Consider the following 14349-nt stretch of genomic DNA (forward strand, 5'->3'; position numbering starts at 1 on the left):
CCATTGTACGACGCCCTTCGTATTTAGCCCGGTTTCATACCGGCCGGGCGGCCCCGGCGGGCGGCGGCGCCGCCTCTTCCGCGGTGGACAGGACCAGCGTCACCTCCACCGGGGCCCCGGACGGCAGCGCGGCCACCCCGACCGCCGTACGCGCCGGGGGCGGGCCCGCCAGCAGGGCGCGTACGCGGGCGCTCGCGCCGTCCGCGACCCTGCTGTGCTCCGTGAACCCGGGCACGACGGCGAGATGGACCGTCATGGACACGGCCGACTCCAGCCGCAGCCCCGCCGACCGGGCCGCCTCACGCGCCGCCTCGACCGCCCGCCCGGCGGCGAGCGCCGCCAGCGGGACCGCGTCCTCGACGGTCAGACCGGCCCCGAGCACACCGGCGGCGATGACTCCGCCGCCGGCGCGCGGGGTCATCCCGGCGGTGAAGACCAGCCCGCCCGCGATCCGGGCGGCGGCGTAGTCCCCGGCCGGTACGGGAGTGTCGGGAACAGGGGCGTCGCGGGCGTCGGGTGCGGGCGTGCCGGCCCCCGGGAGGTCCGTACCGCTCACTGTTCGGCGCCCGTGTCGCAGGAGGTCAGCACCTCGTGCCCGTCCTCGGTGAGCAGTACGGTCGCGGAGAAGCCGATCCCCGCGGTGTCCTTGATGCGCAGGGTGGGCACCACATGGACGACCATGCCGGGCGCGAAGACACGCCGCTCGTTCTCGCCCAGCGAGAGCAGGTGTCCCTCGCCCCAGTCCGGGGCGAAGGCGATACCGACCGAGTAGCCGCTGCGCTTGCGGTACGTGTGGGCCAGCCCCGCGTCCGCGATGGCCTGCTTGCAGGCCGCGTGCGCCGCGGCGGGGGAACCGCCCGGCACGACATGCGCCAGGGCCGCGTCCCGGGCCGCGAGACAGGCCGGTGCCATCGCCGCCGCCTCGCCGGTGAGCGGTCCGGTCCATACCGTGTGCATCAGCGGGGCGTTGTAGCGTCCGGTCGTCGCCGACATCTCCAGCAGGACGGGCTCGTTGGGCCGGATGACCCGGTCGGTCCAGCTCGCGTGGATCGTGCCGGCGCGCGGTCCGGACGCGACGAAGGGCTCCATGCCGAAGTACTCGGAGCCCGCCGCGATGAGCCCGCCGAAGGCCGCGGCGGCCACGGCGCGCTCGGAGGCGCCCGGCACCGCGGCCGCGGCAGCGGCCGCCATCCCGGCGTTGGTGGCCCGCGCGGCGTCCCTGATCCGCTCGATCTCCAGCGGCGACTTGAGCAGCCGGGCGGCGGCCAGCGCGTCGTCGATGTGTGTCACCTCGGCGCCCGCCGCCCTCAGCAGGCCGCCCAGCTTCAGGAACGGCTCCGGCGGCAGGAACCAGGAACGGGCCTCCACCCCCACCGCCCGTGCGCCCGGCGCCAGTTCGGCCAGGAGCGACACCGTGGCGGCGACCGGGTCGGCGCTGTCCGGGAAGCCGGTGATCCGGTCGAAGTAGGTGGTCTCCGCCGCGTTGACCGTCTCGGTCTCGCGCATGAGCAGGGCCGCTTCGCCGTCGGCCGTGACGATCAGGCACTGGTAGGTGTAGTAGCCGGGCGTGGCGTGGCCGGAGAGGTAACAGACGTTCTCCGGGGTGTGGACGATGACGGCGTCCAGCTCCTGGGCCTTGAGTGTGGCGCGCAGGCCGGCGAGCCGGCGGTCGTACTCAGCCGCGGGAAAGACGGGGGGCATGGGTGGCTCCTGAGGTGGTGACGGGATCCGTGGGGGCGGCGGCCGGGGCGGCCGGGTCCGGGGCGGCGAGGGTGAGGCGGGTCAGCGGGGGCGCGGGGGCGGTGCCGAGCAGGTCGGTCCGCAGATCGGTCAGATACGACAGCCCCTGCCGTACGGCGGCGGTCTCGGCGGCCGACACCGTCGCCACGCACAGAGCGCTGATGTCGTCCGGGCAGCCGGCCACCTGCCGGCCCTCGGGGTTCCAGACCCCGCTGCGGCCGAAGTAGTGCTCGCCCGCGAGGTCACCGACCGCGTTGACGACCAGCGTGGAGACGGTGTTCTCGACGGCCCGCGCCGGGTGGTAGACCCCGTAGCGGTACTCGGTCGGGCCGGTGGCGAAGGCGGAGCAGAAGAGGACGGCGTGCGCGCCCGCGCGGGCGTAGGCGCGGGTCAGCTCGGGGAACCCCGCGTCGTAACAGATCCCGAGCCCCAGCGTGACCCCGCCGTCCTCGATGACCATCAGCCGGTCGCCGGGGGCGAAGGGGGCGCGTTCCTCCTGCCACAGATGGGTCTTGGCGTAGTGGCCGCGCACCGTGCCGTACGGATCGATCACGAGCACCGCGTTGTACGGGCGTCCCCCGGGCTCCTCGCCGCGTACGGAGCAGCCGAGGAGGACCCACACGCCGTGCGTGGCCGCCGCCGCGGCGAGCGGGGCCAGCGGCGAGCCCGGTGGCGGCGCCGTACCGGCCGGGGGCGGGGTCAGGGACCAGCCGGCGGGGTCGGCGAGTACGGCGGCCGGGTCGTATCCGCAGGCGAACAGCTCGGGCAGGGCGAGCACACGCGCGCCGCGCGCGGCGGCTTCGGGGACCAGCCGGGCCGCCGTGGCGAGGTTGGCTGCGAGGTCGCCGGGGACGCTCTCCGCCTGGCCGAGGGCAATGGTCAGGCTGCCGAGGGCGATGGTCGGGCTCATGCCGTACCCCCGTCCGCGCCGTCCGTCTCCGGGCCGGTCAGTGCCGCGGTGAGGATCGCCCGGTACAGGCCCACGGACGCGCGCAGTTCCTCGACCACGATGTGCTCGTCGACCGCGTGCATCACCTCCAGCCGGCCGGGGCCGCAGACCAGCGCCGGGACCCCGGCGGCCCGGAAGTGCGTCATGTCGCAGTTGACGGTGAGTCCGCCGAGCGAGTCGTCGGCGCCCGCCGCCGCGAGGGCCGCGCGGCACAGCGTGACGAACGGGTCGTCAGCCGGTGTCTCCGAGGGACCGCCGGTGCTCGGCGCGCACTCCACGACCGAGGCCGTCGCGCCCGTACCGCGCGCGTTGAACCGGTCGAGGATCTCCCCGACCGCCGCCACGACGGACTCCGGGGTCTCCCCCGGCAGCAGCCGCCGGTCCAGGGTGACGCGGCAGCGCTCCGGTACGGCGTTGGGCGCCTCGCCGCCCTCGATCAGTACGGGGGTGCAGGTGGGCGCGCCGAGCAGCGGGTGGCCGTGGTCCGTGAGCGAGGCGCTGTACTCCTCCAGCAGGGTGATCACGGTGGCGGCGGCGGTCACCGCGTTCACGCCCTGGCCGGGTGTGGCGGCGTGCGCGGCCCGGCCGACGACCTCGATGACCGGGCGGACCGAGCCCTTGTGGGCGGTCAGCAGCCGCATGCCGGTGGGTTCGCCGACGATGACCGCGTCGGGCAGCCGGCCCGCCGCCGCCAGCAGGGGTACGAGATGACGGGCGCCCATCGAGTCGCCCTCCTCCTGCGAGACCGCCGAGAAGACGATCTCCCCGCGCGGGGTTTGGCTGCCGGCGTCGGCCGCGCGGGCCAGTTCGATCGCGGCGCACGCCATGGCGGCGAGCGGGCCCTTGGCGTCGGCGGTGCCGCGTCCGTACAGCCGTCCGTCGCGGAGGGTGGGGACGAAGGGCGGGCTGGTCCAGCCGCCGCCCGCCGGGACGACGTCGAGATGCGAGTTGAGCATGATCACGGGGCCGCCGGGGCCGAACCGGCGGCGGGCGGTCAGATTGACGCGGCCGGGCGCCAGCCGCTCGGTCTCGATGGCGAAGCCGGCCGCGGCGAGCGGGGCGGCGAGCAGGGCGGCGGTGGTCTCCTCCTCGCCGGTGGGGGTGGTGGAGTCGCAGGCCACGAGCGCGGTGAGCAGCGCGAGTACGTCGGGGACGGGTGCGAGGAGTGCCTCGGTTGCGGTGGGGGCCGGAGTGGTCATGGTGTGAACGTCCTTGCTCGGTCTGCGGTGTGGACGGGCGTGCCCACCGGGGTGAGCCGCGCGGGATCGACGGAGACCCGGACGCCGAGTCCGGGAGCGGCGGGCAAGTGGACCGCGCCGCCGCGCAGTTCGGGGCCTTCGGTGACGTCGTGGGCGAGGTGGGCGCAGCCCCAGAGTTCGGCCACGGCCACCCCGAGCCCGGCCGCCAGATGCGCGGTGGTCGCGCAGCCGAGGCGTCCGCAGTCCATCTGGCCGAGGCCGACGTCGAGTCCGCGCGCGCGGGCGGCGGCGATCGCGGCGGCGAGGGCGTCGACGGTGCCCGCCTTCTCCAGCTTCAGATGGACGCCGTCTGCGGCGCCCGCGTCGGCGACGGCGTGCACCGAGGCCGCGTCGGTGACCGACTCGTCGGCCCACACGGGCACGCGCGCGGCCGTACGGACGGCGGCCATGGCCGCCAAGTCGCCGGGCGCGGTGGGCTGTTCGAGCCAGGCGACCCCGTGGTCCGCGAGCCAGTGGGTGGCCGCGACCGCGGTGTCCGGGGTCCAGCCGCCGTTGGCGTCGGCCGCGATCGCGACCGTACGGGAGGTGCCGGCGGCCCGGTCGACGGCGTCCCGTACGGCGGCGATCCTGGCCCGGTCCAGGGCCGGATCGCCGCCGACGCGGACCTTGACCCGGCCGAAGCCGGCCTCGGCGGCGGCGGAGGCGAGGGCGGCGGCCTCGGCCGGGGTGCCGAAGCCGATCGGGGCGTGGGTGGGCAGGGGGCCGGGTGCGGCGGAGTCTGCCCGGGTCGCGTGATCGCTCCCCGTACCGGATCCGGAGCCTCCCCGGGCCGCGTGGTCGCTGCCCGTACCGGCACCGGAGCCCGAGCCGGAGCCGCGCAGGGTCGCCCAGAGCGGCAGACCCGCGGCCCTCGCCGTGGCGTCGCGCCAGGCGATGTCCAGCAGCGCGGCGGCCGGCGGGCAGTGCGTGGCCAGACCGGCGACCAGCGCGGCGGGATCCGCCCACGCCGGGTCGGTGGCGGGCGGGAGTCCGGCCAGGGCCGCGGTGATGCCGCCGGTGGTGTGGTGGGTGGCGTAGGCACCGTTCCCCCGGGTCTCGGCCCAGCCGACATGGCCGTCGGCCAGCCGTACCCGGAGGAAGACCTCCGTCAACTCCGCCGTGTCCACGGAGGTATGACGCAGCCTCAGCCGCAGCGGCAGCCCCACGACGCCGTACCGCGCCTCCGTGACGGGCGGTGGCGGCACCGCGCGCGGGCCCCGGCCGGCGGTCACGCCGGGTCCAGCGAGCCCACGACCTCGATGATCCGGTCGAGGGCGGCGTCCCACACGGTCTCGTCCTGGGCGAAGCACAGCCGCATCCGGCTGGTACCGGCGAAGCCGAACTGGTAACCGGGGTTGACGATGACCCCGGCGTGCTCCTTGAGCGCGAGCGCCACCGCCTGGTCGCTCGCGCCGGTGAGCACCTCGGGGAAGAGGTACGCCGTGCCATAGGCGGCGTTGACGCGCATGACCGACGACGCGTTGATCTTCTTCACGGTGGTGTCGCGCAGCGCCTGGTACTCGACGAGGCGCCGCTCCAGGAACTCGCCGTCGTCGGCTATCCAGCGCGCCAGCAGGTGCTGCGCGTAGGACGGCGCGCGCAGGGCCGTGCAGGACTGTACGTCCTCCATCACGTCGACGAGCGCGGTGGGGGCGACGGCGACCCCGAGCCGGTAGCCGGAGAGCGACTCGGTCTTGGAGGGGCCGAGCAGGGTCACCGTACGCTCGGCCATCCCCTCGTAGGCGGCGAGGTGGTGGAACGTCTCGCCCTCGTACACCAGCCGGCAGTACAGCTCGTCGGCGATGACGGTGAAGTCGTGGCGGCGGGCCGCGTCGGCGATCGCGCCGATCGTCTCCTCGCCGTAGATGGCGCCGGTGGGGTTGTTGGGGTGCGAGAAGACCATCAGGCGCGGGCCCTCGGCGGCGGCGTCCTCCAGCGCCTGGAGGTCGAGGGTGGGACGGCCGCGCTCGCCGCTGTCGCTCTCGTCGGGCCAGATCATCGGGATACGGCGGACGCGGGCGCCGAAGTAGCGCAGCATGCGCTCGGTGGAGAGGTAGTCCGGGTCCGGCAGCAGGACCAGGTCACCGGGCGACAGGATCGCGGCGAGGGCGGTGAACAGCGCGCCCTGGGTGCCGGGGGTGAGGATGACGTCGGAGGGCCCGCCGGCCGGGATGCCGAGCACGGAGGAGACGTTGTGGGCGACGGCCTCCCGTACGGCGCGGTCGCCGCGGTACGGGGTGTACGTCATGCCGTCCCCGCCGGCGGCGGCGTTGAAGGTGGGCAGGGCCCACTCGGGCGCCGGGAAGCGGTGGGTGTCGGCGTAGGTGGCGTCGAGCGGGGCGGCGGGCCCGGGGCCGTACTCCAGCTCGCGTTCCAGTTCGCGTACGGACTTCCCGAGCCGGGCGGTGTGTTCGGGGAGGGACAGGCGCTCGATGGCCTCGGGCTGGTGGATCACGGTCGGATTCCTCACTGTCTTCGGTACGGCGGGGGGTTGGAGGGGCCCGGAGGCCCGTTGGACGGCCGGTCGGCGGTCCGGCCGGGTCAGAGCGGGTCCGACACGCTCGCGGGCTGACCGGCGATGGAGCCCGCCAGCAGGGTCAGTCCGCCCAGCACATGGGTCCGGGTGAGCGTGGCCGACTGCTCGGCGTCGCCGCGCAGCAGCGCTTCGACGATGGCGGTGTGTTCGTCCACGGAGATCTGCGCCCGCTGGGCATCCGCCAGATAGAGGGCGAGATAGCGGTCGCTCTTGGCGCGCAGCTGGTCGAGGGCCGCCAGGGTGGCGGGCATCGCGGCGAGTTCGTACACCGTGTCGTGGAACTCCCGGTCGAGCAGCCGCACTTGGATCGCGTCCCCGAGCGATACGGCGATGCGCTGGCGCTCCAGGAGCAGGCCGAAGTCCGCCGCGAGGGCGCCGCGTTCGGCGGGGTCCGCCTGTGCGGCGGCTGCCGCGAGCACACTCTCCAGCGCGGCCCGCCCGTTGTAGATGTCCCGGGCGTCGGCCACCGAGACCTCGGCGACGGTGGACTTCTGGTGCGGCCGGTCCACGACCAGGCTCTCGGCGGCCAGCCGCGACAGCGCGTCGCGCAACGGGCCCCGGCTGATGCCGAGTTCCTGGGCCAGGGCCTCCTGGCTGAGCTGTTCGCCGGGCGCCAGGACGCCGGTCAGGATGCGTTCGCGGAGCTGCTGGTAGGCCCAGTCCTGCTTGCGCAGGCTCCAGGGGGCGGTGGGGCGGGCGGCGGAGCCGCGGCGTTGCGGCGGGGGTGACGGCGTCATGGCCCTACTCTCCGAGGATCTGCTCGAAAAAGGCGCGCGTTCGCTCGTGGCGCGCCGCCGTGAACAGGGTCTCGGCGGGCCCGTCCTCCACGATCCGGCCGTCCGCCATGAACACCACCCGGTCCGCGCTTCTGCGGGCGAAGCCCATCTCGTGCGTGACGACGACGATGGTCATTCCGCTGTCGGCCAAGTCGCGCATGACAGCGAGGACTTCGCGGGTGAACTCGGGGTCGAGGGCGGAGGTGGGCTCGTCGAAGAGCATCAGCTCCGGGCGCATCGCCAGGGCGCGGGCGATGGCCACCCGCTGCTGCTGGCCGCCGGAGAGTTCGTACGGATAGTGGTCGCGGCGCTCGGCGAGGCCGACCCGGGCCAGGAGTTCATGGGCCTCCTCGCGTGCCTGCGCCCGGGAGACGCCCCGTACCCGTACGGGGGCCAGCGCGACGTTCTCCGTGGCGGTGAGATGGGGGAAGAGGTTGAACTGCTGGAAGACCATCCCGATCCGGCCGCCGACCGAACGCGGTTTGGAGCCCGCCTTCGAGAGCAGCTCGCCCTGGAAACCCACACTGCCGGTCTCCAGCGGTTCCAGTCCGGCCAGACAGCGCAGCATGGTGGACTTGCCGGCACCCGAGGGGCCGAGGACGGCGACGGTCTGGCCGGCGGGGATGGTCAGATTCACCTCGCTGACCACGGCGTTGCCGTGGTAGCTGCGGCCGAGGTTCTCGGCGACGAGTACGGTGCGCGCCTTGGCGGACTCGGACCCGGGCGCGGACTCGGGCGCGAGTGTGGACGCGGGTGCCATAGCCGCCTCCGCCGTGGTCTCCGGTTCTGACCTGGTGTCGCTCATGACAGCGCTCTCTCCGGTTCCGGTTCCGGCGGCGGGCCGCGCGGTACTCATCGGGCCGCCGGGTCGACGGCCGCCGTGAGGACGGGTTCCCGGGGGACGGGCTCCTTGGTGCGCCGCGCGGCGGCGCGCCGGTTCACATCGAGGTGCCGCTCCAGCCGCCGTAGCGCGAAGGTGAACACCGTGGTGAGGACGAGGTAGTGGACGGCCGCCGCGCCGAGCGAGCCGACGTAGTCGAAGTCGGCGGCGGACTGGCGCTGCGCGGTCAGCATCAGGTCCTGGACACTGACGACGGAAGCCAGCGCCGAGGTCTTGAGCATCCCGATGAACTGATTGCCGGTGGGCGGCAGGATCAGCCGGGTGGCCTGCGGAAGCACCACCCAGCGCAGGATGCCCGCCTCGGAGAGCCCGAGCATCCGCGCCGCCGTCCGCTGGCCCTTGTCGACGCCGAGCAGCCCGCCCCGGACGATCTCGGCCATGTAGGCGATCTCGTTGAGGCTCAGCGCGATGACCGCGCAGGTGAACGGGGAGAGGCTCAGCCCCCACAGCGGCAGCACATTGAAGACGAAGATGAGCTGGAGCAGGACGGGCGTGCCCCGGAAGAACCAGATGTACCCATCCGCGAGCCAGCGCAGCGGCGCGAACCGTACGCCCTTGAGCAGGGCCACCAGCACACCGCCCACGACCCCCAGCGCCATCGAGAGCACCGTGAGGACGAAGGTCAGCATCGAGGCCGTCAGGAAGTCGGCGGACACCGCCTTGTGGAGGAACTCCATGCTACGAACCGCTCGCGGAGGAGGACGCCGGGGCGGAGGGCGACGCCGTCGACCCCGTACCCGCACTTGCACCCGTACCCGTATCCGAGGAGGTGAAGTAGTTGGAGTCCTCGGGCAGTTGGTACTTGGCCATCAGCTTCGCGTAGCCGCCCGACGCGACGAACCGGTCCAGCGCCGCGCTGATCGCGGTCTTCATCCCCGTGTCGCCCTTGCGTACGGCTATCCCGATCCTCGTCTCGTTCTTGAAGGTCGCCGCGAGGGTGAACCTGTCCTTGGTGGCGGCCAGGGTGGCCGCCGCGCCGGGGGTGGAGGTGTCGAAGGCGTCCGCGCGGCCCGACTGCACGGCGAGCATCGCGTCCTGGTTGTTGGGCAGCGACATGATCTTCATCTCCGCGCGGCCCTGCTGCTTCAACTCCTTGTTGTACTCGGTCATATACGTCTCGCCGATGGCGCCGCGCGTGACGGCGACGGTCTTGCCGGAGAGGTCCTCGGGGATCCGGGCGATCTTCTTCGGGTTGCCCTTCGGGGTGAGCAGGGTCTCCCCAATGATCATGTACGGGACGAAGTCGACCTTCTTCTCGCGCTCGGGCGTGATGTACATGGCCGAGTTGATGACATCGGTCCGCTTGCCGGACAGCGCCGGGATGAGCCCGTCGAAGTCGATGTCCAGGACCTTGGCCTTCAGCCCCATGGACGCGGACAGCGCCTTGATCATGTCGATGTCGAAGCCCTGGGGACCGTCGCTTCCCTGGGACTCGAAGGGCGGGAAGCTGGCCGCCGTGCCGTAGGTCAGGGTGCCGGACGAGGCGAGGTTCTTCGGCGGCGTGACATCGGCCGCGACGGCCGACGACGACGCGGTGTCGGAACTGCCGCAGGCGGAGACCGCGGCCATCATGACAACGGCGGTGCACACTGCGGCGGTTCGCGTGGTACTTGCTCTCACCGGACTGCTCCCTACTGGCGTTTTTCCTGTTCAGGAGGTTCTGTAAACAGTTGCCAGTCACTGTGGCCGGGAGGAGTGTCCACACCATTGCTGCTTTGTTAAACCGAAGTTCCCGCTCCGGCCGGGATCCGGTCCGCGCGGAAACACCCCGGACACACCGGTGGCCCCGGCGAGATGTTCATCTCGCCGGGGCCACCGGTGTCACACGGAAAGGGCCGGCCGTCTCAGAGCGCCCGGTGGTACTGGAGCGGCCCCGCCACCTCGGCGGACAGCTCGCGCGCGGTGCGCAGCGCGAAGTGCGGGTCGCGCAGCAGTTCGCGCCCGATCAGTACGGCGTCCGCCCGGCCGTCCGCGACGATCTCCTCCGCCTGCCGGGGCTCGGTGATCAGACCGACCGCGCCGACGGGCATCCCCGTCTCCTTCTTGACCCGCTCGGCGAAGCCCACCTGGAAGCCGGGGGACGGCACGATCCTGGCGTCCGGAGCGCTGCCGCCGGTGGAGGTGTCGAGCAGATCCACCCCGTGCGCGGCCAGATCCGCCGCGAACCGGACGGTGTCCTCGGCCGTCCAGCCCTCGCGGTCGTCCTCGTCGTTCTCCGAGAGCCAGTCGGTGGCCGAGATACGGAAGAAGACCGGCAGCTCGTCCGGCCACACCGCGCGCACGGCGTCCACCACGCGCAGCGCGAAGCGTGTGCGGTTCTCGTAGGAGCCGCCGTACTCGTCGGTCCGCCGGTTGCTGTACGGGGAGAGGAACTGGTTGATCAGATAGCCGTGCGCGCCGTGCACCTCGACGACCTCGAAGCCCGCCGCCAGCGCCCGCCGGGCCGCCGCCGCGAACTGCTCGACGATCTCGTCGATCCGTACCGCGGTCAGCTCTTCCGGTACGGCCGAGTCCGGGTCGAACGGCAGCGGGCTCGGGGCCACGGGCGTCCAGCCGAATCCCTCGCCGGGCTGGATCGCCGCGCCCCGCGCCACCCAGGGCCGCTCGGTCGACGCCTTGCGGCCGGCATGGGCGAGCTGGACGGCCGGGACGGTGCCCTGGCTCTTCAGGAAGGCGGTGATACGGCGGAACGCCTCGGTCTGCCGGTCGTTCCACAGCCCGAGGTCCCACGGGCTGATCCGCCCCTCGGGGCTGACGGCGGTCGCCTCGGCCAGGATCAGCCCCGCGCCGCCGGTGGCCCGCGAGGCCAGGTGCTGGAAGTGCCAGTCGTTGGGCGCGCCCAGGTCAGGGCCCTCCGGCGCGGCCGAGTACTGGCACATCGGCGCCATCCAGAGCCGGTTGGGGATGGTCAGCGACCTCAGGGTGTACGGCTCGAAAAGGGCACTCACGGGGTGACTCCGTTTCCTGTGCGGTGGGGGAGATGGCGGACCGGCATTTTCGGTTAGTACGATAACTCCCGTAGTACGACACCTGTCAAATTAAGGAGGTCATCAAGGGGTCCGGGGCACGGCGGGCTCCCGATCTTCGCCGGTCAATTTCGCCTCCTTTCAAGGCAGTTGAGGGAAGACGCTCTTGTTCCGCCACTGCCGTCACCTCCATGCTGTGACGCACCCGCGCCCCACTCCCACCCCATGGAGAAGCACCCGTGTCATCACCATCAGAGGCACCAGAGGCACCACAGGCATCGCGCACACCACGCACACCACGCACGCGGACGCGGACGCGCCGGGGACTGGCTGTCGGTGGCGTTGTCGTCGCGCTGTTCGGCCAGTTGCTCGCGGGGACCGCCGTAGCCGGTACGAAGGCCGCGGCCCCAGGTGAAGCGCCCGACATCCGGCCCATCACCTGGGGCTCCTGTGCCTGGAGCGGCGGCACGGGCGGCTTCGAGTGCGGGGTGATCGAGGTGCCCGCCGACTGGGCCGAGCCCTCGGGGCCCGCCGTCGAGGTGGCGGTCGTACGGCACCGGGCAGGCGACCCCGAGCGGCGGATCGGGGCGCTGCTGCTCAACCCCGGCGGCCCCGGAGCCTCCGGAGTCGACTTCGCGCGGGGCGCCGCCACGACCTTCTCCCCCGAGATCACGGCCCGTTTCGACCTGGTCGGATTCGACCCGCGCGGGATCGGCCGCAGCACTCCCGTACGGTGCGACGGCGACCTGGTGAACGCGCGCAGGGCGCTGCTCCAGCCGCAGGACGAGGCCGGGCTCGCCGCCCTCCGGCAGGCCAACCGCGATGTCAGCGACAGCTGCCGCGAGCTGTCCGGCCCGCTCGCCGACCACATGGACACCGCGAGCGTCGTCCGTGACATGGACGCGATACGGGCGGCGCTCGGCGAGCGGCGGATCAGCTATTACGGCGCCTCCTACGGCACCCTCATCGGCCAGCAGTACGCCGAGCGCTACCCGCGCCGGCTCCGCGCGATGGTCCTGGACTCGAACATGGACCACAGCCTCGACGCGCGCGGTCTGCTGCGGACCCGGGCCGAGACGCTGGAGGGGGCGTTCGGCCAGTTCGCCGAGTGGTGCGGCCGGACGGCGGGCTGCGCGCTGCGCGGACGCGACGTACCGGCCCTCTACGACTCGTTCTACCGGCGCGCCGAGGCCGGGGAGCTGGCCCTGCCCAACCCGCACCGGCCCGTCACCGTACAGACCCTGCGCAGCATCACGTTCAGCCACATGTACAACCCCGCGGACTGGTACTCCTTCGCGACCATCCTCGCCTCCATGGACGAGGGCACGGCCGGCACGGATACCGTTCCGGACAGCGCACTCACCGCCGCGGCGGCCGGCACGCCGGTCACCTTCCCGTACTCCCCCGTCCTCTGCCAGGACTACGACCTCGACATGCCGTCGTACGCGACGATGGCCGGACTCCAGCAGGAGCTGGCTCAGCTCGCGCCGCTCACCCGGCTGCCCTCGCTCGGCTGGTCCGATCTGACCGGCTGCCAGAACTGGACACCCCGGGTCGCCAACCCCCAGCGCCCCCTCCACATCGAGGGCGCCCCGCCCATCCTGCTCGCCAACAGCCGCTGGGACGTGGCGACTCCACACGCCTGGGCCGCCAACGCCGCCCGCCAGATCGGCCGGGAGGCCGTCTCACTGACGTACGAGGGCGTGGGCCACGGCGTCTACTGGCTGAGCCCCTGCGCGCGCGGCGCGATAGACACCTACCTGACCACCCTGGACACCACGTCCCTGGCAACCCACTGCCCACCCGCCTGGCCCGGCGCCACGAGCACATCCTCAACCGACAACCCCCTCCCCACCCCCTTGACCGGGCCACCGGCCGCGCGGGCCGAGGGGGTCATCCCGTAGCCGCCTCGACGCGGGGCTCCTCCGGAGCCGTCCGGTGCGCGCAACTCCGCTCGGACACGCGTGTCGCCGCTTCGAGCGCCCAGTAGTACGCGGCGGGGCGCTGCGCGAAGTCCGCCCGGGCGGCTAGCCCTTCGGGGTCCGGATCGGCGCCGCGCAGCAGCTCGACCGATGCCTGTGCGAGGTGGCGGGCGAGGTGCTCCTGCCCTGCCTGGGCCAGGACACGGTGCAAGGTCCGGGCGGCGACGTGCCCCTCGGCCTGCTCCCGCTCGCTCGCCCAGCGCCCGCTCCGGCGGGGGCGCGCGGCCGCGGCGATCAGCTCGGGCGTGAGGTGGACGCCGAGGGCACGGGCCCGCTCCACCGCCCAGTACGTCTCGGGCCCCGCCGCCACCAACACCCGTAGCGCGCGGAGCAGCGCGGTGGTGTCCTGTCCGGGGCGCTCCGCGTCGAGGCGTACGGCCGCGCGGTCGCATGCCTCGGCGGTGGTGTGTTCCAGCGCGGCAAGCACCTCTTCGGTGGCCCGCCGTCCAAGTCCGGGCAGCCGACCGGGGTACCGCACGGCCGCGTCACGCACCGCGTTCACCGTGCTCAGGTCCTGCTGCCGGAGCGCTCGCGCGTGGGGCAGGCCCCGGACGGTGAGGCCGTCGAGTGTGGCACGCACCTCGGCCGTGTGAACGGGGGCCCAGGCTGCCACGACGGCTTCGACCGCGCGGCGGTGGTCCTCGTGGACCCGGGCGGCGCTCTCACGCAGTTGGTGTGCCCGCCGTACCGTCGCGCGGCTCACGCCGCCCGTCCGCAGCTCTACCGCACGCAAACCCCCGGCGATCAGCCCCACGAGGGTCACGGGCAGCCCCAACAGCAGCAGGATGTCACTGGCGTCGCCGAGCGCGCCGCCGACGTCCTTGTCCTGGTCGAACGAGTACAGCTCACCCTTGTGGGCACCCTCGGCAAGAACCCAGCCGCTGTCCCAGCCCTCGCCGCTCTCCGGGTCGTGGAGCGAGTCCTTGAGGATGTCGTCCCGGTCGGGGTCGCACTGGTAGGCATCCTCGCGGTCCCTGTCGGTGTACGGGTCGCGCCAGCGCACCTGGCAGCTGCCGTCCGGCTTCTCCGCGAGGACGGTCAGTTCGACCTGGCGGATCTCCGGGAGGTCGGGCGTCGCCGCGTACATGCCTGCCGACAGCGCGATCAGGGCGACCCCCACCACCACGACCCACCGGGGCCACCGCACCTTGTCCACGCCGCCCCCTGCCCACCAGCGCCGTCGCGCTCGTACGGAAACAGCATGAAGGGGGACGGTTCGAACGGCCAGCGACCCGACCGGCAGCGTTGAGGGCTCCCACCT

General features: G+C 73.2%; 13 protein-coding genes. 1 reads left to right on the plus strand and 12 read right to left on the minus strand.

Annotation, left to right across the window (positions count from 1 at the left end):
• Nucleotides 1-34: 34 nt before the first annotated feature.
• The 11 genes from DVK44_RS01440 to DVK44_RS01490 form a co-directional block, all read right to left on the minus strand.
• The gene (locus tag DVK44_RS01440) at nt 35-556 is read right to left on the minus strand and encodes a RidA family protein (protein WP_114657910.1); all 522 of its coding nucleotides are present in this window, start codon (nt 554-556) and stop codon (nt 35-37) included.
• Nucleotides 553-1701 carry a M24 family metallopeptidase gene (locus DVK44_RS01445; RefSeq protein WP_114657912.1) on the minus strand — a complete coding sequence of 383 codons (1149 nt, stop codon included), beginning with the start codon at nt 1699-1701 and terminating at the stop codon, nt 553-555. Before DVK44_RS01445 ends, DVK44_RS01440 begins: the two co-directional genes overlap by 4 nt.
• A complete protein-coding gene (locus DVK44_RS01450; protein ID WP_114657914.1) occupies nt 1676-2650 on the minus strand; it encodes a carbon-nitrogen hydrolase family protein in 975 nt (324 codons plus the stop codon). The genes DVK44_RS01445 and DVK44_RS01450 overlap by 26 nt, the downstream gene beginning before the upstream one ends.
• Entirely contained in the window at nt 2647-3888 is a 1242-nt protein-coding gene (locus DVK44_RS01455) for a M20 family metallopeptidase (RefSeq protein WP_114657916.1), read from the minus strand. The genes DVK44_RS01450 and DVK44_RS01455 overlap by 4 nt, the downstream gene beginning before the upstream one ends.
• On the minus strand, nt 3885-5159 hold the full coding sequence (locus DVK44_RS37555) for a mandelate racemase/muconate lactonizing enzyme family protein (RefSeq protein ID WP_269439570.1): 1275 nt from the start codon (nt 5157-5159) through the stop codon (nt 3885-3887). The genes DVK44_RS01455 and DVK44_RS37555 overlap by 4 nt, the downstream gene beginning before the upstream one ends.
• Complete coding sequence (locus tag DVK44_RS01465; protein WP_114657918.1) at nt 5156-6382, minus strand: aminotransferase class I/II-fold pyridoxal phosphate-dependent enzyme; 1227 nt, start codon at nt 6380-6382, stop codon at nt 5156-5158. Before DVK44_RS01465 ends, DVK44_RS37555 begins: the two co-directional genes overlap by 4 nt.
• 86 nt (nt 6383-6468) lie before the next feature.
• The gene (locus DVK44_RS01470) at nt 6469-7200 is read right to left on the minus strand and encodes a GntR family transcriptional regulator (protein ID WP_114657920.1); all 732 of its coding nucleotides are present in this window, start codon (nt 7198-7200) and stop codon (nt 6469-6471) included.
• 4 nt (nt 7201-7204) lie between these two features.
• Nucleotides 7205-8044 (minus strand): amino acid ABC transporter ATP-binding protein, encoded by an 840-nt coding sequence (locus tag DVK44_RS01475; RefSeq protein WP_228446944.1) that lies wholly within the window; start codon nt 8042-8044, stop codon nt 7205-7207.
• A gap of 47 nt (nt 8045-8091) precedes the next feature.
• A complete protein-coding gene (locus tag DVK44_RS01480) occupies nt 8092-8817 on the minus strand; it encodes an amino acid ABC transporter permease (protein ID WP_114657924.1) in 726 nt (241 codons plus the stop codon).
• Nucleotide 8818: 1 nt separating this feature from the next.
• Nucleotides 8819-9760, minus strand: coding sequence for an ABC transporter substrate-binding protein (locus tag DVK44_RS01485; protein ID WP_228446945.1), 942 nt, complete (start codon nt 9758-9760; stop codon nt 8819-8821).
• Between the two features lie 224 nt (nt 9761-9984).
• Nucleotides 9985-11088 (minus strand): NADH:flavin oxidoreductase/NADH oxidase, encoded by a 1104-nt coding sequence (locus DVK44_RS01490; protein ID WP_114657926.1) that lies wholly within the window; start codon nt 11086-11088, stop codon nt 9985-9987.
• Nucleotides 11089-11345: 257 nt separating this feature from the next.
• Between DVK44_RS01490 and DVK44_RS01495 the strand changes: the two genes are divergently transcribed.
• On the plus strand, nt 11346-13010 hold the full coding sequence (locus DVK44_RS01495; RefSeq protein ID WP_228446946.1) for an alpha/beta fold hydrolase: 1665 nt from the start codon (nt 11346-11348) through the stop codon (nt 13008-13010).
• On the opposite strand, the gene DVK44_RS01500 is transcribed toward DVK44_RS01495, so the two are convergent.
• Complete coding sequence (locus tag DVK44_RS01500; protein WP_114657928.1) at nt 13000-14244, minus strand: hypothetical protein; 1245 nt, start codon at nt 14242-14244, stop codon at nt 13000-13002. The genes DVK44_RS01495 and DVK44_RS01500 overlap by 11 nt on opposite strands.
• Nucleotides 14245-14349: the final 105 nt, after the last annotated feature.

This window comes from Streptomyces paludis (assembly GCF_003344965.1).
Taxonomy (GTDB): Bacteria; Actinomycetota; Actinomycetes; order Streptomycetales; family Streptomycetaceae; genus Streptomyces; species Streptomyces paludis.

What these genes read in the sequence shown, in the direction of transcription:
- DVK44_RS01455 (WP_114657916.1), bottom strand. Translation starts at nt 3,888, where the DNA reads ATGACCACTCCGGCCCCCACCGCAACCGAGGCACTCCTCGCACCCGTC.
- DVK44_RS01475 (WP_228446944.1), bottom strand. Translation starts at nt 8,044, where the DNA reads ATGAGCGACACCAGGTCAGAACCGGAGACCACGGCGGAGGCGGCTATG.
- DVK44_RS01480 (WP_114657924.1), bottom strand. Translation starts at nt 8,817, where the DNA reads ATGGAGTTCCTCCACAAGGCGGTGTCCGCCGACTTCCTGACGGCCTCG.
- DVK44_RS01445 (WP_114657912.1), bottom strand. Translation starts at nt 1,701, where the DNA reads ATGCCCCCCGTCTTTCCCGCGGCTGAGTACGACCGCCGGCTCGCCGGC.
- DVK44_RS01470 (WP_114657920.1), bottom strand. Translation starts at nt 7,200, where the DNA reads ATGACGCCGTCACCCCCGCCGCAACGCCGCGGCTCCGCCGCCCGCCCC.
- DVK44_RS01450 (WP_114657914.1), bottom strand. Translation starts at nt 2,650, where the DNA reads ATGAGCCCGACCATCGCCCTCGGCAGCCTGACCATTGCCCTCGGCCAG.